At 74.5% G+C, this 19326-nt stretch carries 19 protein-coding genes and 1 pseudogene; 8 read left to right on the top strand and 12 right to left on the bottom strand.

Going from position 1 to position 19326, the window contains the following annotated elements; translation table 11 throughout:
* Position 1 precedes the first annotated feature (1 nt).
* Together XF36_RS08360 and XF36_RS08355 are read left to right on the top strand one after the other, a co-directional pair.
* A complete protein-coding gene (locus tag XF36_RS08360) occupies positions 2–1300 on the top strand; it encodes an AbgT family transporter (RefSeq protein ID WP_060711544.1) in 1299 nt (432 codons plus the stop codon).
* A 19-nt stretch (positions 1301–1319) separates the two neighbouring features.
* Positions 1320–1802, top strand: a complete 483-nt coding sequence (locus XF36_RS08355) for a hypothetical protein (protein ID WP_145981305.1) — start codon at positions 1320–1322, stop codon at positions 1800–1802.
* Positions 1803–1805: 3 nt separating this feature from the next.
* On the opposite strand, the gene XF36_RS08350 is transcribed toward XF36_RS08355, so the two are convergent.
* Complete coding sequence (locus tag XF36_RS08350) at positions 1806–2738, bottom strand: TauD/TfdA dioxygenase family protein (protein WP_060711542.1); 933 nt, start codon at positions 2736–2738, stop codon at positions 1806–1808.
* Between the two features lie 331 nt (positions 2739–3069).
* On the opposite strand from XF36_RS08350, the gene XF36_RS08345 reads away from it, so the two are divergent.
* Entirely contained in the window at positions 3070–5049 is a 1980-nt protein-coding gene (locus tag XF36_RS08345; RefSeq protein ID WP_060711541.1) for a M13 family metallopeptidase, read from the top strand.
* Positions 5050–5098: 49 nt separating this feature from the next.
* The gene (locus XF36_RS08340) at positions 5099–5317 is read left to right on the top strand and encodes a DUF2945 domain-containing protein (protein ID WP_020622397.1); all 219 of its coding nucleotides are present in this window, start codon (positions 5099–5101) and stop codon (positions 5315–5317) included.
* Here the strand turns inward: XF36_RS08340 and XF36_RS08335 are convergent.
* Both XF36_RS08335 and XF36_RS08330 read right to left on the bottom strand, forming a co-directional pair.
* Positions 5286–6665, bottom strand: coding sequence for an amino acid permease (locus tag XF36_RS08335; protein ID WP_060711540.1), 1380 nt, complete (start codon positions 6663–6665; stop codon positions 5286–5288). The two genes, XF36_RS08340 and XF36_RS08335, sit on opposite strands and share 32 nt — an antisense overlap.
* Before the next feature lie 133 nt (positions 6666–6798).
* Positions 6799–7329 carry a GNAT family N-acetyltransferase gene (locus tag XF36_RS08330; protein WP_238589178.1) on the bottom strand — a complete coding sequence of 177 codons (531 nt, stop codon included), beginning with the start codon at positions 7327–7329 and terminating at the stop codon, positions 6799–6801.
* A 54-nt stretch (positions 7330–7383) separates the two neighbouring features.
* Here XF36_RS08330 and XF36_RS08325 point away from each other — a divergent pair, with 54 nt between their 5' ends.
* A complete protein-coding gene (locus XF36_RS08325) occupies positions 7384–8682 on the top strand; it encodes an MFS transporter (RefSeq protein ID WP_168169477.1) in 1299 nt (432 codons plus the stop codon).
* Positions 8683–8804: 122 nt separating this feature from the next.
* Positions 8805–10172 carry a ParB/Srx family N-terminal domain-containing protein gene (locus XF36_RS08320; protein WP_082375785.1) on the top strand — a complete coding sequence of 456 codons (1368 nt, stop codon included), beginning with the start codon at positions 8805–8807 and terminating at the stop codon, positions 10170–10172.
* A gap of 50 nt (positions 10173–10222) precedes the next feature.
* Here the strand turns inward: XF36_RS08320 and XF36_RS08315 are convergent, their stop codons facing one another.
* On the bottom strand, positions 10223–11242 hold the full coding sequence (locus tag XF36_RS08315; protein WP_060711537.1) for a hypothetical protein: 1020 nt from the start codon (positions 11240–11242) through the stop codon (positions 10223–10225).
* A gap of 102 nt (positions 11243–11344) precedes the next feature.
* Here XF36_RS08315 and XF36_RS32260 point away from each other — a divergent pair, with 102 nt between their 5' ends.
* Complete coding sequence (locus XF36_RS32260; protein WP_168169476.1) at positions 11345–11515, top strand: hypothetical protein; 171 nt, start codon at positions 11345–11347, stop codon at positions 11513–11515.
* A gap of 554 nt (positions 11516–12069) precedes the next feature.
* Here XF36_RS32260 and XF36_RS08305 read toward each other — a convergent pair.
* The 5 genes and pseudogenes from XF36_RS08305 to XF36_RS08285 form a co-directional block, all read right to left on the bottom strand.
* Positions 12070–12498 (bottom strand): pyridoxamine 5'-phosphate oxidase family protein, encoded by a 429-nt coding sequence (locus tag XF36_RS08305; protein ID WP_060711535.1) that lies wholly within the window; start codon positions 12496–12498, stop codon positions 12070–12072.
* A gap of 17 nt (positions 12499–12515) precedes the next feature.
* Positions 12516–12911 carry a transglycosylase family protein gene (locus tag XF36_RS34955; RefSeq protein ID WP_060711534.1) on the bottom strand — a complete coding sequence of 132 codons (396 nt, stop codon included), beginning with the start codon at positions 12909–12911 and terminating at the stop codon, positions 12516–12518.
* Positions 12912–13109: 198 nt separating this feature from the next.
* Positions 13110–14330 (bottom strand): MFS transporter, encoded by a 1221-nt coding sequence (locus XF36_RS08295; RefSeq protein ID WP_238589177.1) that lies wholly within the window; start codon positions 14328–14330, stop codon positions 13110–13112.
* Between the two features lie 139 nt (positions 14331–14469).
* Positions 14470–15376, bottom strand: a pseudogene (locus tag XF36_RS35505) (alpha/beta hydrolase).
* Between the two features lie 57 nt (positions 15377–15433).
* A complete protein-coding gene (locus XF36_RS08285; protein WP_060711532.1) occupies positions 15434–16069 on the bottom strand; it encodes a YoaK family protein in 636 nt (211 codons plus the stop codon).
* A gap of 46 nt (positions 16070–16115) precedes the next feature.
* Here XF36_RS08285 and XF36_RS08280 point away from each other — a divergent pair, with 46 nt between their 5' ends.
* A complete protein-coding gene (locus XF36_RS08280) occupies positions 16116–16610 on the top strand; it encodes a hypothetical protein (RefSeq protein WP_060711531.1) in 495 nt (164 codons plus the stop codon).
* 99 nt (positions 16611–16709) lie between these two features.
* Here XF36_RS08280 and XF36_RS08275 read toward each other — a convergent pair whose 3' ends face one another.
* From XF36_RS08275 to XF36_RS08265, 3 genes are all read right to left on the bottom strand, one after another.
* Positions 16710–17201, bottom strand: a complete 492-nt coding sequence (locus XF36_RS08275) for a Dps family protein (RefSeq protein ID WP_060714524.1) — start codon at positions 17199–17201, stop codon at positions 16710–16712.
* A gap of 178 nt (positions 17202–17379) precedes the next feature.
* Positions 17380–18423: an LLM class flavin-dependent oxidoreductase gene (locus tag XF36_RS08270; protein ID WP_060711530.1), complete on the bottom strand. Its 1044-nt coding sequence runs from the start codon at positions 18421–18423 to the stop codon at positions 17380–17382.
* Complete coding sequence (locus XF36_RS08265; protein WP_060711529.1) at positions 18420–19310, bottom strand: SCO6745 family protein; 891 nt, start codon at positions 19308–19310, stop codon at positions 18420–18422. Before XF36_RS08265 ends, XF36_RS08270 begins: the two co-directional genes overlap by 4 nt.
* Between the last annotated feature and the right edge of the window lie 16 nt (positions 19311–19326).

Here is a 19326-nt window from a genome sequence, read left to right as displayed (position 1 = left end):
CATGGTGGACAACTTCATCGGCTTCCCGCCGCTGGGCGTGGTGCTCACGATGCTGCTGGGCGTCGGGATCTGCGAGCGCACCGGGCTGCTGCGGTCGCTGGTGAACATCGCTCTGACCCGGGTGCCGCGGCGCTTCATGCCGTATGCGGTGGCGTACCTGTGCGTGCAGGGCCACTTCATGGGCGACGCGGCGATGGTGGTCCTCCCGCCGCTGGCGGCGCTCGCGTTCGCCTCGGTGGGGCGGCATCCGGTCGCCGGGGCGCTCGGCGCGTTCGCGGCGACGGCCGTCGGCTACGGCTCCGGGCTGATCGTCGGTGCGCTGGACGCGAACCTGGCCGCGCTGACCGAGTCGGTGCTGCCGCCGGGGACGCCGCCGGACATCGGCGTCGGGGTGCTCATGAACTACTGGTTCCAGGCGGTGTCGGCGCTCGTGCTGCCCGCGGTGCTCGGCTGGATCCTGGTGCACCGCGTCGAGCCGGGGCTGCCCCCGGTCGGCCCGGAGCTGGACGCGGCGGGTGAGCCGGACACGACGGTCACCGCGCGGGAGCGGCGCGCGCTGCGGGTGGCGGGCGTCGCCCTCGCGGTGTGGCTGGTCTGTGCGCTGGCGGCCTGGCTCGTGCCCGGCGGCCCGCTGCAGGGCGACGACGGGTCCCTGATCGACTCCCCGTTCCTCGACGGGATCGTCCCTCTGCTGTTCCTGACCTTCCTCGTCACCGGCCTGGCCTACGGCATCGCCGCGGGCGTGGTGACCCGCCCGTCGGACGTGCCGGAGATGATGGCCGAGTCGCTGAAGGGGATGCTCGGGTTCGTCGTCATCGCCTTCTCCGCGGGCCAGTTCATCGCGATGTTCACCTGGAGCGGGGTCGGGACGTGGCTGGCGGTGGAGGGGTCGGCCGGGCTGCGCGCGATCGGCCTGACCGGGCTCGGCGCGTTGCTGCTCGCGCTGGTGCTGTGCTCGGTGCTGGCGATGGTGGTGTTCTCCGGGGCGTCGCTGTGGACGGTGCTGGCGCCGGTACTGGTGCCGGTGTTCGTCGGGCTGGGCCTGCACCCGGCGGTCATCCAGGCGACCTACCGGATCGGTGACGCGATCACCAACCCGATCTCACCGCTGAACCCCTACCTGTACGTGCTGCAGCTGACCTGCCGTCGCTACGACCGCTCGTTCACCCTGGGCTCGGTGTTCTCGCGGATGGCGATGTTCGTCGTGCCGGTGTTCGTGGTGTGGGTGGTCATCCTCTGCGTGTTCGTCCTGCTGGGGCTGCCGCTCGGCCCGGGGACGACGATCCGGCTGGCCGGGTGAGCACCGGTAGCCTGCGGGCGTGTCACTCCTGCGCCCCGGATCCGAGCCCTCCCCCGCACCGCTGTCGCGGTACTGGCGGACCTACGTGGCCGAGTGCACCGAGCAGGTGCAGCGCTTCCACCGGATCACCACGGTGATCTCGGCGATGCAGGTGCGGACGTGGCTCACCGAGATCGGCAAGCGGCTGGACTCGGAGCTGGAGGCGGTGCAGCGCCTGGCCGCCGTCGGCGACTCGATCGAGCCCGCCCGGTTCCGGCTCACCGAACCGCCCGCCAAGCGGATCGCCGCCCGACTGAACAAGGCCAAGGCGTCGCTGAAGCAGTCGGTCGACCAGGCCGCGGAGATCGCCGAGCAGGCGGTGCTGGACCCGACCCACGACGACGTCCGGGTGCACCTGAAGGTCCTCAACGAGCAGGTCGGGCGGCTGGCGATCGCCGCCCCGATGGAGGACGAGCCGACCGACCGGCCGCGCCGCCGCCGGTGGGGCGGCGCGGCCTCCTGACCGTCAGAAGGGTCGGTCTCCCGCGATCGCGACGCGCTCCGCGACCCGGGTGTGCGGGTGGTAGTCGCCGACGGCGTAGTGCTGGGTCGCCCGGTTGTCCCAGAACGCGAGCGTCCCCTCGGACCAGCGGTAGCGGACCTGGAACTCGGGCACGTGTGCCTGGGCGAACAGGTGCCGCAGCAGCGCGTCGGACTCCTCGCGCGGGAGCCCGACGATCTCCGTCGTGAACGAGGCGTTCACGAACAGCGTGCGGCGCCCGGTCTCCGGATGGGTCCGGACGACGGGGTGGGTCACCGGCGGGAACAGGTCGCGGCCACGGGCCAGCCGCTCCGGGTCCAGGAACCGGGCGAAGCCGGGCACCATGTCGTGCACCGCGACGGCGTCGTCGATGCGCGCCCGCACCTCGTCGGTGAGGTTGTCGTAGGCGACGGCCATGTCGGCCCACATCGTGTCCCCGCCGAACGGTGGCGTCTGCACCATCCGCAGCATGGCGCCCATGGCCGGTGCGGGACGGAACGTGGTGTCGGCGTGCCAGATGTTCTCGTAGGTGCGCCTGCCGGTGCCGAAGCGGACGACGTCGGCGGCGTCGCCGGTGTCGAGCATCGGGTTGGTCTCCAGGTCGCCCCAGAGCAGCGCGAGCTCGCGCTGCCGGTCGCTGGTGAGGTGCTGGCCGGGGAAGAACAGGACCTTCCACTCCAGCAGTGCCCGGTGCAGCGCGGCCCGCAGGTCCTCGTCGACGCGGTCACGCAGGTCGATGCCGGTGATCTCGGCGCCCAGGGTGCGCCCGAGCGGGGTGACGGTGAAGGCCTCGAAGTCCGCACCACATCGGTCCGCCCCGTCGCCCGGGAGGCGGGCCAGCAGGCGCTCACCCTCCAGGAGGTCGACGGCGGGCGTGGAACGGGGCCGGGTGACCGGCGCATCGAGGTGGATCGTCACGTCCGCGATGGTGCGTCCGCCGTCCGGTGGTGGACAACCGGGCGTCCACTGCGCGGTGACCTGTCCGGTCAACTTCGGCGCGCACCGCCCCGGAGTCGGTGGAGTCGACGAGCCGGCACCGGCTCGTCGCACTCGTACCCGGTGCCGCCACCGCTCGGTGCCGCCGCTCGGTGCCGCCGATCCGCCCCGTCCGTCCCAAGGATGTGACGGTTGTGAACTCGCTTACCGGGTAAGCGGATTCGCAGCACCCACGTCCGCGACGGACCGGGCGGCGCGGGCGTGCCGGCGTCGGTTGCTCGAAACCGTCGCGCCCGGCAGGCAGGATGGACCCATGACGACCACCGAGTCCCCGACCGAGAAGCGCTCCGGTCTCGACCTCAGCTGGGTCGACCCGGACGTCCGTCCCCAGGACGACCTGTTCGCCCACGTGAACGGCCGGTGGCTGGCGACCCACGAGATCCCCGACGACCGCTCGCAGGACGGTGCGTTCCGCGTCCTGCGCGACCGGGCCGAGGACCAGGTCCACGAGATCGTGGAGGAGTGCGCGGCGTCGTCGGAGCCCGGCAACGAGGCCCGCAAGATCGGCGACCTGTACCGCTCGTTCATGGACGTCGACCGGGTCGAGGAGCTCGGCACCGCGCCGCTGCGCCCGCTGCTCGACGAGATCTACGACGCCACCGACCGGGCCGCGCTCGCGACCGTGCTCGGCCGGCGTCAGCGCGAGGGCCGGGCGGCGCTGTTCGGCGAGTTCATCGCGACCGACCTCAAGGACTCCTCCCGTTACCTGGTGAACCTCAACCAGGCCGGGTTGGGCCTGCCCGACGAGTCGTACTACGGCGACGAGGGCGACCCCGAGATCCGGGCCGAGTACGTCGAGCACCTGCGGCGCCTCGCCGAGCTGGTCGGGCTGGCCGAGCCGGAGCGCGTCGCCGAGCAGGTCATGGACCTGGAGACCGCGCTGGCCGACGCGTCCTGGGACCGGGTCCTCAACCGCGACGCCGAGAAGACCTACACCCTGATGACCCGCGAGGAGCTGCGCGCCGCTGCCCCCGGCTTCGACTGGGCCGAGTGGGAGTCCGCGCTGGGGGTGCCCGCGCACGCCTACGACGAGGTGATCGTCCGCCAGCCGAGCTTCGTCACCGCCGCCGGTGAGCTGTGGGCCGGGCGCCCGCTCGAGCAGTGGCAGGCGTGGCTCGCGCTGACCGTCGCCGGGTCGTGCGCGGAGTTCCTCTCCGCGGACCTGGTCGAGGCCGAATTCGACTTCTTCGGCCGCACCCTGTCCGGCACCCCGGAGCTGCGCGAGCGCTGGAAGCGCGGGGTGTCGCTGGTGGAGGGCGCGCTGGGCGAGGCCGTCGCGAAGATCTACGTCGAGCGACACTTCCCGCCGCGGGCAAAGGAGCGCATCACCGAGCTGGTCGACAACATCGTCGAGGCCTACCGCCGGTCGATCTCCACCCTGGACTGGATGAGCCCAGCCACCCGGGAGCGGGCGCTGGACAAGCTCGGCAGGTTCACACCGAAGGTCGGCTACCCGGACTCCTGGAAGGACTACTCCGACCTGCAGATCGACCCGGCCGACCTGCTCGGCAACGCGGGTCGCGCGGCCCAGTGGCGCCATGACTTCGAGTACGCCAAGCTCGGCGGCCCGGTCGACCACGGCGAGTGGCTGATGACCCCGCAGACGGTCAACGCCTACTACCACCCGCGGCTCAACGAGATCGTGTTCCCCGCAGCGATCCTGCAGCCGCCGTTCTTCGACGCCGACGCCGACGACGCCGCGAACTACGGCGGCATCGGCGCGGTCATCGGCCACGAGATCGGACACGGCTTCGACGACCAGGGCTCCCGCTACGACGGCGACGGCAACCTCACCGACTGGTGGGAGTCCGCCGACCGGACCGAGTTCGAGTCCCGCGCGCAGATGCTGATCGACCAGTACGACGGCCTGTCCCCCGCCGGGCTGCCCGACCACAAGGTCAACGGCTCGCTGACGGTCGGCGAGAACATCGGCGACCTGGGCGGGCTGACAATCGCGCTGAAGGCGTACGCGATCGCGCACGAGGGCTTCGAGCCGCCGGTGATCGACGGTCTGACGGGTGAGCAGCGGGTGCTGTTCGGGTGGGCGCAGGTGTGGCGGGCGGTGACCCGCGACGCGGAGGCGATCCGGCGGCTCACCACCGACCCGCACTCGCCGCCGGACCTGCGGTGCAACGCGGTCGTCACGAACCTCGACACCTTCCACGAGGCGTTCGGGGTGACCGAGTCCGACGGGCTCTACACCGACCCGGACCGGCGCGTCCGGATCTGGTGACACGGTCCCCCGCGCCGGGTTGACCGGCCGGCGCGGGGTATCCGTCCCCATGACGCAGACGTTCGCCAAGGGCACGTGGGTGGCCTGGAACTGGGGCAACGGCACCCCGACCGGCAAGGTGGTGGACCACTCCACCGACCGGATCGAGAAGACGATCAACGGGTCGACGCAGTCCCGGAACGGGACCGAGGACAACCCGGCCTACGTGCTGGAGCAGGAGGACGGCCAGACCGTGCTCAAGCTCCACTCGGAGCTGAGGAAGGCGTGACCCGCCGGCGACGGCGCCGCACCACCAGGTAGACCACGACGAGCAGGACCAGGAAGGGCACACCCGCCTGCGCCGCCGTCGCGAACTGGGTGGTGAACGGCGTCGTCGCGAGCACCGCGGCGACGAACAGCATTGCCGCGACCGTCGTGTAGGGCGCGCCCCAGAGGCGGACCGGGGACGCCTCACCGGCGCCCGACCGGCGGAACGCGAGGTGCGCGGCGAAGATCAGCAGCCAGGTCACCAGCGCCCCGAACAGGGCCAGCCCGACGAGCAACGGGAACGCGGTGGCCTCGGCGAACACCGAGACCAGGGACGCGAGGGCCAGCCCGACCGCGGACAGCGCGAGCGCCCGCTGCGGGGCGCCGTGCCGGTTGACCCGGGCCAGCGAGCGGGGCGCGTAGCCGTCGCGGGCCAGCGAGTAGGTCATCCGCGCGGTCACGTAGAGGTTGGTGTTCATCGCCGACAGCGCCGCGGTCAGCACGACGAGGTTCATCACCGTGGCCGCGGCGGGCACCCCGGCCTGGGCGAAGAGCCGCACGAACGGCGACTCGCCGACGTCGTCGCCGGTGGTCACGGTGTTCCAGGGCACCAGGGTCACCACCACCAGCATGGCGCCGACGTAGAAGATCGCGAGCCGCAGGACGGTGCGCCAGGCGGCCCGTGGGATGTCGCGCACCGGGTCCGACGACTCGGCCGCGGTGACGGCGACGGCCTCGGTGCCGAGGAACGAGAAGGTCACCACGGTCAGCGCGAGCCAGATCGCGCCGATCCCGTTCGGGGCGAACCCGCCGTGCGCGGTGAGCGCCCCGAGTCCGACCGGTTCCTGCCCGGGCAGCCCGAACACGATCGCGACGAGACCGACGGCGATGAACGCCACGATCGTCACGACCTTGATCATCGCGAACCAGTACTCGGTCTCGCCGAAGAAGCGGACCGCGCCCGCGTTGACCGCCAGCATCACCACGGAGAACCCGACGACCGGGATCCACAGCGGCAGGTCGGGGTACCAGAACGTCAGGTAGAGCCCGGCGGCGACGACCTCGCTGCCGATGTTCACGACCTGCGCGGCCCAGTACATCCACCGCTGCACGAACCCGGCGCCGGGCCCGAGGTAGCGCTGGGTGATGGGCCCGAACCCGCCGGCCTCGGGGTGGCGTACCACCATCTCGGCCAGCGCGTAGGCCAGGACCAGCGCGACGACCGCGGCGACGACGTAGGCGACGATCACCGCGGGACCGGCGAGGGAGATCGCGAGCCCGGAGCCGAGGAACAGCCCGGTGCCGATCGCGCCGCCCACGGCGATCATGCCGATCTGGCGCCCGTCGAGTTCGCGGCGCAGGCCGTCCATGGTGCTCCCCGTGCTGTACCGCTCCCCCGGCCCGGGGCGACGGGCGGGGCGCGCCGGCACGGCGCCGGCCCGGCTGGGCCCGGTGCGGTGCGTGGCGCAACGGGCGGTGATCCTCGCACGGACCCCGACGGGCTCAGTCCCGGGGGCCGTCCGGCGGGGCCTCGGCCAGCGCCCGCCGGAACCAGGTCACGTCGCGCCACGCGCCGAGCTTCCAGCCGACCCCGCGGAACGTGCCGACCTCGGTGAAGCCCAGCGCGCGGTGCAGGGCGGCGCTCGCCTCGTTCGGCTCGGTCATCCCGGCGACGGCGACGACCATGCCGCGCGCGGCGAGCTCGGTGAACAGCGCCTCGTACAGCGCCCGGCCCACACCCCGGCCGCGGGCCTCGGGGGCCAGGTAGACAGAGACCTCGCAGGTCCGCCCGTAGGCTGCGCGGGACTTCCAGGGCCCGCCGTAGGCGTAGCCGAGCACCGCACCGCCGGGACCGACCGCGACCAGCCAGGCGTGACGCTCCTGGGCGGCCGCGATCCGCTCGGCCATCTCGACCGGACCGGGCGGCTCGACCTCGAAGCTGATCGCGGTGTCGCGGACGTAGGGGGCGTAGACACCGGCGCAGGCGTCGGCGTCCTCGGCGGTCGCCGGACGGACGAGGGGTGGGGTCGACACGGGACACAGGGAATCACGGTGCATCGGTGGCCGTCGCGGGTGAGGATCGCCGGTGTGCTCCTGTCGATCGTTCTCGGACTCCTCTTCGGCCTCGCCGGCACGTCGACGTCGGGGGTGACGGTCGCGCTCCCGCACCTGGCCGCCGACCTCGGGGTCGGGACCGCGACCGCGACCTGGATGGTCAGCGGGTACGCCGTCGCGCTGGCCGTGGCGACGCCGGTGCACGGACGGCTCGCCGACGCCGTCGGGATCCGGGCCCCGCTGTGCATCGGAGCGGGCCTGCTCGGGCTGGGGGCGCTCGCCGCCGCGGCGGCGCCGAACTTCGGGCTGCTGATGACCGCCCGGATCGTGCAGGGGATCGGAGCCGCGGCGATCCCGGTGCTGGCCTCGGCGCTGCTCTCGGCCCGGATCCCACCGGAGCGACGCGGCGGCGCGCTGGGACGGCTGGCCGGGACCTCCGCCGCGTTGTCCGCCCTCGGGCCACTGATCGGCGGGGCGCTGACGACCGTGGGCGGATGGCGGGCCGCGGTCGCACTGCCCGCACTGGCGCTGCTCGCCCTCCCCTACCTCTGGCGGCACTCGGTGGTCCGTGGCGACGGCACCCGGGTGGACCTGGCGGGCGCGGTGATCGTCGCGACTGCGGTGACCGGCCTGGTGCTGCTGGTGCAGTCGCCCGGCGCCGGTGCGGTCGCGGCCGTCACCGGTGGGGTGCTGCTCGCCGTCGGCGTGCCCATGACGGCGCTGTGGGTGCGGGCCCGGCCCGACGGGTTCCTGCCACGCGGGGTGGTCGGGAACGCGACGGTGGTGCGCAGCTCGCTGTGCGCGTCGGTGGTGCCGGCCAGCTGGTTCGCGCTGCTGCTGGGCATCCCGCTGGAACTCGCCGAGCGCGGCTGGAGCCCGCTGTCCACCGGGCTGGTGCTGGTGCCCTCGGCGGTGGTGGCGCTGGCGTGCCCGGCGGCGTCGGCGTTCCTGCAGACCCGGATCGGATCACACCGGACACTCACTCTGGCGTGCGCGACGACCGTCGTCGGGCTGGTGCTCGGCGTGGCCGGGGTGGCGACCCACCTGCCCTGGGTGCTGGCGCTCGCCCCGATGCTGGTGACGCTGGCGTTCGGCACCGGCCAGCCCGCGATGATCGCCTCGGTCGGTGCCGCGGTGCCGCAGGACCGGCGCAGCGGCGCGATCGGGGTCGCGACGCTGTGCTTCCTCACCGGCGCCGGGATCGGGGCGGCGGTGATCGGCGGGTTCGCCGCCGTCCTCGGGCTGAGCGCGGCACTCGCGCTGCTGCTGGTGCTGCCCGTCGCCGGGACCGCGGTGCAGCTGGTCGCGGGGCGCCGGCCCGGGACGGCGTGATCGTTCACCCGCGCGCCACCCCGACGACGCCGGGTGGTCGCCGGGGTGTCCGCTCCGGCCGCGATCGTCCCCGTTCGGGTGATCACCGTGTCGGACCGGCCGGGCCCGAACGAGGAGTGCCCGTGTCCCGAACCGCCGTCCGCACCGTGCTCGTCGCGACCGTCGCCGCGCTCGTCGTGGGTGCGACGACCGGCGCCGCCGCAGCGCAGGCAGCAGTGCCGTCCGCGGCGCAGACCGCCGTGCCGTCCGCAGCGCCACCGACCGCCCCGTCCGCAGCGCAGGCCCGCGAGGGCGACCTGCTGGAGGTGCGGCTGCGCGACCTGCTGCCCACCCGGCCGAACATCGGCCACGACCAGATCCACTACAAGCTGGGCCGCTACGCGGGCACGAAGGACACCGACCGCGGCACGCCGAACAAGCGGTTCGACGACTGGTGCGAGGCCGACGGGCGGGGCGAGGCCGCCGAGGCCGGACCGGGCGCCACGCTGCGCGACCCGTCGTCGTTCCGGTGCACGATCGCGACCGGTGCGGAGACACCGGAGTCGCTCGCGGCGATGAAGACCGTCGTCGTCGGGCCCGGGAACGCGCTGTACCTGACCGACGGCCACCACACGACGACGTCACTGCTGGAGACCGCCGACGGCGGACCCGACGTGCGGGTCCGGATGCGGGTGCAGGCGAACCTGTCCCGGCTGACGCCGGCCGCGTTCCGGGCACAGATGCAGGCCCGGTCCTGGGTGTGGTCGCGCACCGCAGACGGCACCACCATCACCCCGCAGCAGCTCCCCGAGCGGATCGGGCTGGCGCTGCTGCCCGACGACCCCTACCGCGGGCTCGTCTACTTCACCCGCGACATCGGCTACGCCCCGACCGCCGACGCCCCGGAGTACCTGGAGTTCTTCTGGGCCTCCTGGCTGCGCACCCGGATCGACCTGGGCCGCTACGACCTGCACGACCCGGCCTCGCACCTGCGCGCGGTGAAGGACGCGTCGCAGCTGATGTCCTCGACGCCGGGCGACACCGAGATCGCGCCCGGCCGGACCGCGGACCAGCTCGGCCGGATGGCCCGCTGGAACGGCGGCAAGGCCGCCGACAAGGGCGAGTTCGGCGACCTGTCCCGCCCGATCACCGACCCGAAGCCCGGCAAGGTCGCCTACGCCGTCGACTCCCGCAACCGGGTCCCGGCCACGCCGGCGTGCACCCGCACCGTGACCGGGGCGTACACCGGTCCGCTGACCGTCGGCTCGGGGGTGCTCTGCCTGGATCGGGCGCGGGTCCGCGGGCCGGTCACGGTGACCGGCGGCGCGAGCCTGGTGCTGCGCGGGTCCGACGTGACCGGCCCGGTGACCGCGACCCGGGCCCGCGTCGTCGAGGTGTGCGGGGCCCGGGTGACCGGGCCGGTCGTCGTGCGGGGCAGCACCGAGCGGACGCGGGTCGGCGGCTGGGCCTGCACCCCGAACGAGGTGCGCGGCCCGACCGTCATCGGCTGAGCGTCACCGACGCCCAGCTCGGCGATCGGCGGCGCGACCCACCAGCGCGCTCAGCGACCCGCCCCGATCGAGCGCCGGACCTCCTCGGCGTAGAGCCGGCGCAGCTCCACGATCCGCGTGGCCCCGACCAGCCGCGGGTCGGTGCCGGGGCCCTCCCGGGTGACGACGTCGTCGAGCCACACCCGGAAGCAGCCGTGCAGCCCGCGGACCAGCCCGTCGAGCAGGCACGACGCCGGCTCGAGCGGGTCCAGCACGGTCGAGAGCGCCCGGTGGCCCTGCTCGGGGTGCGGGGCCTGCTCCGGGCACACGACGAACCACCCCTGCCGGGCCAGGACGGCCTCCTGGAACAGGTCGAGGACCACCTCCTCCTCGGCGGCCCCGGCGAGGGTGCACAGCACGTGCCGGACCACCGCGAGGTCCTCGTGTCCGATGGCCTCGGCGAGCGCGACGACGTCGGGCACCGCATGCCCGACCCGCTCCGCGACGAGCGCGGCGGAGGCCCGCAGCCAGCGCAGGGTCGCGACGGCGGCCGCGTTCGGCTCGACCGACGTCACGAGCGCGGGCGGCCCGAGCGGGTCGTCGTGCAACAGCGAGTGGGCGAGGAGGAGCTGCTCGGCCGGGGCGTCGCACCGCGGGTGGACGACGGCCTGGGCGGAGCGGCCGGTGAGGACGCCGTCGTCGGCGTCGAGGACGGCGTCGGTCTCGGCGCGGACGTCGGCGACGACGGCGTCGCGGAAGGCCCGCCCCGGTGCCCGCGCCACGATCCGGCCGAGCAGGTGCGCGGTCTCGACACAGCCGTCCTCCATGACGCGCAGCAGGTCTCCGACCGGCTGGTTCGGGTGGCGGACCGCCGCGGCCAGCTCCGCCGGGTCGATCTCGTGCGCGGCCTGGTCGGCGTAGGCGGCCCACAGGTGCCTCGACAGGGCGCTCAGCGCGGTCGCGGTGCGGCGGGCCAGGGAGTGGTCGAGGGTCCGCGGGACGCGGGCGGCCCGGTGGGCGACGGCGCCGTCGCCGGTAGGCCAGCAGGCGACGATCGTCGAGGCGACCGGGTCGTGGGCGTAGGTGGTCATGCGGCTTGGACGACGCCGGGTGCACCGCGGTTCCGCCGGGTCCGCGATCGGGCACCGGTGGCCGCGCCCGTGGTGGGTGGGTATCCGTGGCCGAGGGATCCTGTGCCCCTCGACGCCCGCAACCTCTTCCAGCGGAAGATCGACCACATCCTGGCCGGCCACTGGGCCCACTGTGCCGAGCTCCGGGCAGCACACACGGCCCTGCGCGCGACGGCTCTGGAGTACGGCGTCACCGACACCGATCTTGCAGGTGAGTTCGGGGACGACTCGTGATGCGCACCCGGCTGGTCATCGGGCTGGCCGTCACCGTGCTCCTCACCGGCTGCGAGGCGCTGCCCGCCACGATGAGCAGGACCGGCCGGTGTCGTTCCCGCCTCGGCCGTTCGAACTGGACGTCACGACGGTGGATCCGTGCGACGGCCTCTCTCCATCGGATCGCGATCGCCTCGGCGTCCGGACGACGAAACCTGGCACGAGCCAGGACGCCACGTCGAACGACTGCACATGGAGCACCCGCGACGGTCTCGGCACACACTCCAGACCTTCCACGTCGGTGCAGCTCAGGCGTTCGAGCCCGGCAGCTCCGAGATCGTCGGGGTCGCGCGGTTCGGCGCCGTCCAGCGATCGCTGGCGGCCCCGGGGACGGGTCTACGGCTCTGGCAGCTCGTGCTCGACGTCGCCGACACCGCGTCGCTCCGTGCTCAGGCCCAGGTCACACCGCTGGCCGAGACGGACGGGGCGTACACCAGCAGGTCGATCTGTGACCGTCTCCGTGGCGAGGCCTCGCGGATGATTGCGAATCTGCGTACAGCCCACGCCGGCTGACCTCAGCGGTTCCCGACCACCCGCTCCGGCGCCACGAGCACCGCCGCCCGCCGCTGCTCGGCCATCACCCGGTCGTACTCGGCCCAGTCGTCGTGGGTGCCGCCGCAGGCGACGAACACGTCCCGGAGAAGCTGCGGGACGTCGACGCCGTCGCGCGGGTCGTCCGGCCCGATGATCTCCGAGTCGCCCTCGACGGCCACCCAGCGCCACCTGGCCCGCCAGTGCAGCGACGTCGCGGGTCGCGCGCGCAACGCCGTCAGCTTGACCGGGCCGTAGGTGACGTAGGCGGCCACCGGGGTGCCGGTCACGGGGTGGTCGAGCACGCCCGCGTTGACCAGCGAGGTGTGCGGGCGTCCGTCGGCACGGACGACCGCGACGGTGCACAGCCCGGAGTCCTCGGCGACGATCCGCCGTACCGCGTCCAGATCCATGCGACCAGTGTGGCCGCTCAGCGCCAGCCGAGCTTCTCGGTGCACGCGGGCCAGGCCGTCCAGCCCTGCTCGTCCTGCACCTTCTTCGCGATCTCGATCTGCTGGGCCTTGGTCGCCTGCTCGGCGCTCGGCGCGTACTTCCGGCCGCCGAACTCCTTCCAGGTCGACGGCGTGAACTGCAGTCCGCCCTTGAACCCGTTGCCGGTGTCGGCGTCCCAGTTCCCGGTGCTCTCGCAGTGCGCGAGCTTCTCCCAGGCGGCGGTCCGCTCGACCGACGGCGCGGCCGACGACGTCGACTCGGCCGCCGCCGCGGTCCCGACGACGCCCAGCGGAGCCGCCGCCACCGCGGCGAACGCGCTGATCCGGGCGACCTTCCAGCCGGTCTCGGTGGGCTTGCGGTGTCGTCCAGCCATCGTCGTTCCTCTACCTCGGGGAGCAGGTGCCGCCCGGGCCGGAGTGCGGGGAGGGCCCGGAGCGGCCGACACCGTAACCACGCCGAGACCACTCGTCACAACCCGTGACACCCGTCGACACGGGGTAGGCGACGAGTGGTCGCCTGGCCGCGTTCACCGACGGACGGAGTAACGCATACCCGTCGGTCCGTCCGCCGATCAGCCGCAGCGGGTCGGCGCGGGGACCGGTCCGCCCGTCGCGGGAACGGGGACGCGACGGCCCAGCACCGCCGCGACGACGGCGAGCGCCGCGACGACGCCGCCGTACACCAGCGCCGTGGGCCGCAGCTCCCCCAGTGTCGCGGCGACGCCCGCGACCATCGCCGGCACCGAGAACGCCAGGTAGGCCAGCGTGTAGAGGGCCGCGAAGAGCTCGCCGCGCTCGTGCGGGGCAGCGAGCGCGGACATCGTCCCGAACGTGGCGTAGGCGGCCGAGCCGAAACCCAGCCCGGCGACGACCGCGCCGACGGCGGCGAGCGCGAGCACTCCGGTGAGCACCCCGGCCAGCGTGACGACGGTGCCGGCGGCGAGCAGCCAGGCCGCCGGGACGAGCAGCGTCACCGGGACGCGCCCGCGCAGCGCGAAGGCCGTCACCGCGCCGGTCCCGACGAGCGCGACGACGGTGAGCCCGCCGACCAGGTGGTCGCGCACGCCGAACACCTGCGCGACCACCGAGCCCCCGAGCGAGAGGTAGAGCCCGGCGAGCGCCCAGCTCGCCAGCAGGATCGGCACGATCACGGCGAACCCGGACCGCACCCGCGGCGGCACCCCGACCCGCGGACGCAGCGACGCGAGCGCCCCGGGCCGACGGTCGATGGTCTCCGGGATCAGGGCGACCAGCACGGCGGCCAGGACCAGGCCGGCGAGCAGCAGCGCCCAGACCAGGCGGGTCGGCGCGGGCGCGTACTCGACGAGCAGGCCGCAGCCCAGCGCCCCGACGGCGAGACCGGAGAGCGGCGCGGTGCCGTTGACCACGCCGGCGCGCTCGGGTCGGTCACCGCGGGCGGCGAGATCGACCAGCGTCGCGGGCAGCGTCGCCGTCGCCGCGCCGGTCGCGACGCCCTGGACGACGCGCGCGACCAGGAGCCAGCCGACACCGTCGGCCAGCAGGAACAGCACCAGGGACACGGCTTCCAGCGCGATCGCACCGAGCAGCACCGGCTTGCGCCCGATGTGGTCCGACAGCGACCCGGCGACGAGCAGGGCGGCGATCAGCGCGAGGACGTAGACCGCGAACACCGTGGTCAGCGTGAACTCGCTGAAGGCGAAGCTCTCCTGGTACACGACGTAGAGCGGGGACGGCGCGGACGACGCGGCGAGGAACCAGACGAACGTCGCGGCGACGACGGCGAACGCCACCGGCGGGGACAGGCGGGGCACGGTGCTCCTCGGGTCGGACGGCCTTCTGAGCATCCGCAACGACCGGCCCGGGGCCGGCATTCCCCGACCTCCGCGGCGCCCCCGCCCCACCCCGCCCTGCACGACGGCGCCGCGGGCTCGGCGCGCGGGGAGGGGCGGGTCAGGCCAGAGCGGTGCGCAGGGCGGCGCCCGCCTCGTCGAGCAGGGCACGGCTGTCGTCGACCGCGGCGCCGAACTGCAGGAACCCGTGGATCATGCCCGGCGACTCGCGCAGCTCCGCCTTCACCCCCGCGGCGTTCAGCGCCGCGGCGTAGGCAGTGCCCTGGTCACGGAGCGGGTCGAACTCCGCGGTGACGACCAGCGCGGGCGGCAGCCCGGACAGGTCGGTGGCACGGGCCGGAGACATCCGCGGGTCGCGCAGGTCCTTCTCGTCGGTGAGGTAGTGGCCCATGAACCACTCCATCATGGCCCGGGTCAGCAGCGGGCCCTGCGCGTTCTCGGTCATCGACGGGCTCTCGTCGGCGCCGTCGACGGCGGGTAGACCAGCAGCTGGAACCGCAGGGCGGGGCCGTGGTCGCGGGCGTGCTGGGCGACGACAGGTTCCCGCCCGCGGAGTCGCCGCCGACGGCGATGCGGGACGGGTCGCCGTCGAACTCCCCGGCGTGGGCGTGCACCCAGTCCAGGGCGGCGACGGCGTCGTCGACGGCCGCGGGGAACCGGTGCTCGGGCGCGAGCCGGTAGTCGACCGAGACGACGACGGCGCCGGAGCGGTTGGCCAGCGACCGGCACACCGGGTCGTGGCTGTCGAGGTCGCCGATCACCCAGCCGCCGCCGTGGTAGAAGACCAGGATCGGGAACGGGCCGGTGCCCTCGGGCGTGTAGATGCGGACCGGTACGTCGCCGGCGCGGTCGTCGCGGACCGCCGCGACCGGCTCGGGCGGGCCGGACACCGCGGCCATCCCCCGGATCATGGCCCGGTTCTGCTCGACGGTCATGGTCTCCGGCGGGTCACCGCCCTGCTCGGCCAAGAGCGTCAGGAGGGCTTCCACCTGCGGGTGCAGCGGCACGGTCGGTACTCCTTCTACGTCGTCCCACGAGTGGCGGGGTCCTACGGGCGGCGGGTCCTACGGGGCGGCCGGCCCCACCGGACCATCCTGCACCCGCCGGGCGCCGACGGCGTGGACGACGACGGCCGCCCCGGCGAGCAGCACCGCCACCGCGGGCACGGCGGGCCGCAGGTGCTCCAGCAGGAGTCCGCCCGCGACGGCCCCGAGCACCAGCGCGCCGAGCTGGCGCAGCGCCGACCACCGCCGCCCGTCGCCGGTGACCAGGTCGGCGACCGCACCGGTCAGGGTGCCGGTCATGTAGGTCGTGGACTCCCCGAGCAGCCGGGCGACGCTGCTCTGTCCACCCATCGCGACCGCGGCCCCGGCCAGCAGCGGCAGCGTCGTGGTGGGCGCGAGCAGCCACGCGACGGCGAGTGCGACCAGCACGACCAGCTCGGCCAGCAGCGGCGCGGACACCGCGTCCCGCCGCCACCGCCGGTGCAGCGACCACAGACCGACCCCGGCGACGAAGCCCGCCACCGCGACCGCCGGTGGGAGCAGCTCGACCGGGTCGGCGACGGCGACGGCATGCCCCGCCGTCACGAGGTTGCCGGTGACGACGCCGGCGAAGGCGCCACCCAGGGCGACCACCGCCCAGACGTCCACCACCCCGGCGCAGGCGGCCAGCAACGCGAGGACGATCACACGGTTCACCGGATGACCCTCCCGCGGCGGCCACCGGAGGTGGCACGCTGGGCGGGTGCAGCTGCGTGCCACCTCCGTTCCGGCCGGGCTGCTCCGCGTGCGCTACGAGGTCACCGCCGACGGTCGGGCCGTGACCGGGTGGAGCGCACGGGCCTGGCAGGCCCACCGGGACCTCGTCATCGACGGGCATCCCTACGCGCTGCGCTCGGAGGGGATCGCCCGGTTCGCGCTGGAGGGCGACGTCCGCGCCCGCATCCAGCGCTCGGTCGACCATCCGGACGGGCCGCTGTCGCGCCCGCGGTGGTCGGTCGAGGTCGGCGACCTGGCCTACCGGCTCAGCGGCTCGGGGGTCGGGCACCGGTTCGCGCTGCTCACCACGGCCGACGCGGTCAACGAGGCGGGCCGGGTGTGGCGGGCCGGCGCGCTGCGGCCGCGGTACGGCGCGGACCTGCCCGATGCGCTGCCGCTGCCGGTCGGGGTGTTCGTGCTGTGGGCGGCGATGGCGATCTGGCGGGCGACGGTCACCGCGGCCGCGACGGCAGTGCAGTGACCCACCGCAGATCTCACGCTGCGGGCCTCACGCCTGCGGACGCACGACGGCCCCGGACGCCGTGGTGGGGACGTCCGGGGCCGGTGTGGTGGGTGCTGCTCAGACCTCGCCGCGGTAGCCGGCGGCCTGGGCCTGCCACATCCAGCGGGCCTCCTCCAGCGCACGACCCAGCTCGATGAGCAGGTCCTCGGTGAGCGGGTCGGCCTTGCCGGCCTGCTCGATCCGCGGACGCAGCCGGTCGACGACGGCGTCGACGGTCGCCGAGATGGTCAGCACGGTGTCCTGGTCGGACACGTAGCCCGCCGGGTACTCGGGCAGCCCGGTGTCGCGGCCGACCGTCCTCGCGCGACCGTCGGGGGCGACGCCGATGGCGGCGGCACGCTCGGCGACCGAGTCGCCGTGCTCGCGCGCCAGGTCGACGAGCTCGTCGAGGTGCAGGTGGATGTCACGGAACTGCTTGCCGACGAGGTTCCAGTGTGCCTGCTTGGCGACCAGGGACAGGTCGACGAGGTCGACGAGGGTCTCCTGCAGCACGCGGCCGGTGATGTCGGTGGCGCCGCCGTCGAGCGGGCTGGTGATCGGGGTGGCCATGGTGCTCACCGCTCCTTCCGATGTCGGTTCGGGACGTACCGGGAGTGCCCCGACCGTAGGGCGCCCACACCCGTTCGTGATCCGTCCGACAACCGGTGAGGCGTGCCTGGCCTGGGGAGAGTCGAGCCTACGAGCCCCGCGTGGGTCGTCCGAGCAGCGGCGCGCCGCCGCCGTGTGCTCACCCCGCGGCGCGGGCCAGCTCCACTGCCCGTGCCAGGGTGCCGAGTCGCTCGTCGAGCGTCTCGCCCGCGGGGTAGAGCCGGACGGTGTCGACGCCGGCGGCGGCCCAGTCCCGCAGCCGCGCGCCGACCCGCTCGTGGGTGCCGATCAGCGTCGTCCCCAGCACCATCTCGTCGGTGACCAGGGCCGCGGCGCCGGCCCGGTCCCCGCGCTGCCAGGCGGCGCGGACGGCGTCGGCGCGCTCGCCCCAGCCCTGGCGCCGGTAGGCGTCGTAGTAGAAGTTCCGCTCGGCGGTGCCCATCCCGCCGAGGCTGAACGCGATGCCGGGGCGGCGGTCGTCGACCATCGCCGCCTGCTCGGCCTCGTCGGCGGCGAAGGCGACCTCGGCGCCCTGGCAGACCTCGATCGCGGACCGGGCCCGTCCGGCCGCGCGCAGACCGGTGTCGAGGTGGGCGAGGTAGGCCTCGGCGCCCTCCGGGACGAAGCTCGTGCCCAGCCAGCCGTCGGCGACCCGCCCGGTGAGCTCCAGCATCCGCGGGGACAACGCCGCGACGAACACCGGCAGGTCCGGCACGGGTGTCGTCGACAGCCGCATCGGGCGGCCCTCGCCGCCGGGCAGGGGGATCGCGACGGTCTCGCCGTCGTAGTCGATGCGCTCCCCCGCGCAGGCGGCCCGGACCACCTCGATCGTCTCGCGCAGCCGGGTGAACGGGCGCGCGAACGGCACCCCGTGCAGGCCCTCGATCACCTGTGGGCCGGACGCGCCGAGGCCGAGCAGGAACCGGCCCTGCGACATGTCGTGCAGGGTCAGGGCCGCCTGGGCGACCGCCACCGCCGAGCGGGTGCCGACCTGGATCACCCCGGAGCCGAGCCGGATCCGCTCGGTGCGGGCGGCGAGGTAGCCCAACGCCGACGGCGCGTCCGACCCCCACGCCTCGGCGACCCAGCAGTCGTCGAGACCGAGCCGTTCGGCCTCGACGACGAACTCGACGGTCTCGCGCCAGTCGCCGCCGGAGGCCTCGACGGTCGTGGCGGTCCTCATCGGGCGTCCCGGACGAGCCCGACCGGGCCGTGCGCGGGCACGTCCCCGGCCGCGAGCAACGCCGACGCCATCGGCGCCAGCAGCGCGGCGAGCTCGGCGGTCCGGTCCGCGCCGAGGGCGGCCCACGGGCGGGCGGCGGCCCGGTCGGTGAGCCGTTCGATCTCGTCGTGCTCCTGCGCGCCCGCGGCGGTGAGCGTACCGGTGGCGTCGACCCAGCCGCGGGCACGCAGGTCCTGCGCACCGGCCGCCCAGGTCTCGTGGTCGAACCCGCGGGCGGTGCGCAGCCACTCGCCGTCGGTCTCCCCGGCGGCGATCTTGAGGTGGTGCGCGGCGACCGGGCCGACGCCACGCGCGACCAGGACGGCGACGTGGCCGTCCCCGCGGTGCTCGCGCAGCGTCGTCGTCGCCTGCCAGAGGGTCTCGAGGTCGCCGTCGGGGCGGGGCAGCGCGGCGTTCGCGGCGGCGAGGACGCGGCCGTCGACGTCGACCTCCCCGGCGGCCGCCCAGGCCAGCTCCGCGGCCCGGCGCAGCGCGGCCGGGTCGGCGGCCGGGCCGGCACCGTCGAGCCCGGATCGGCGCAGTGCGGCGGTGGCACCGGCGAGGCGGGCCGCGAGCGCCGCGGCGGGGGTGCCGAGCGACCAGACCGCGGGCAGTGCGCGGGCGACCATCGACGGGTGGAAGCCGTGGAACGCGACCGTCACGGGTGCTGCGCCCACCGGCCCCAGTGCCGCGGCGCGCATCGCGAAGTAGCCACGCCAGAACCCGCGGAACCCGGCGGCCCCGGCGGCGGCCTGAGCCTCGGGGGCGAAGTAGACGACGTCGTGGACCGGCTCGAGCTCGGCCCAGAGCGCCCGGCTGGACGGCACCGCGCCGTCGGAGGTGGTCACCGGCGCAACGCTAGTA

The sequence above is a fragment of the Pseudonocardia sp. HH130629-09 genome, from assembly GCF_001294645.1.
Lineage (GTDB): Bacteria > Actinomycetota > Actinomycetes > Mycobacteriales > Pseudonocardiaceae > Pseudonocardia.
Note: the sequence above shows the minus strand (reverse complement) of the source record. Positions and strands in the feature narration are given on the sequence as shown.

Bases quoted from the DNA above. Each gene is read 5' to 3' on its own strand.
- XF36_RS08360 (WP_060711544.1), top strand. From the start codon at position 2: ATGGTGGACAACTTCATCGGCTTCCCGCCGCTGGGCGTGGTGCTCACG.
- XF36_RS08275 (WP_060714524.1), bottom strand. From the start codon at position 17,201: ATGGCCACCCCGATCACCAGCCCGCTCGACGGCGGCGCCACCGACATC.
- XF36_RS34955 (WP_060711534.1), bottom strand. From the start codon at position 12,911: ATGGCTGGACGACACCGCAAGCCCACCGAGACCGGCTGGAAGGTCGCC.
- XF36_RS08335 (WP_060711540.1), bottom strand. From the start codon at position 6,665: ATGGACGGCCTGCGCCGCGAACTCGACGGGCGCCAGATCGGCATGATC.
- XF36_RS08270 (WP_060711530.1), bottom strand. From the start codon at position 18,423: ATGAGGACCGCCACGACCGTCGAGGCCTCCGGCGGCGACTGGCGCGAG.
- XF36_RS08305 (WP_060711535.1), bottom strand. From the start codon at position 12,498: ATGGATCTGGACGCGGTACGGCGGATCGTCGCCGAGGACTCCGGGCTG.
- XF36_RS08345 (WP_060711541.1), top strand. From the start codon at position 3,070: ATGACGACCACCGAGTCCCCGACCGAGAAGCGCTCCGGTCTCGACCTC.
- XF36_RS08340 (WP_020622397.1), top strand. From the start codon at position 5,099: ATGACGCAGACGTTCGCCAAGGGCACGTGGGTGGCCTGGAACTGGGGC.
- XF36_RS08315 (WP_060711537.1), bottom strand. From the start codon at position 11,242: ATGACCACCTACGCCCACGACCCGGTCGCCTCGACGATCGTCGCCTGC.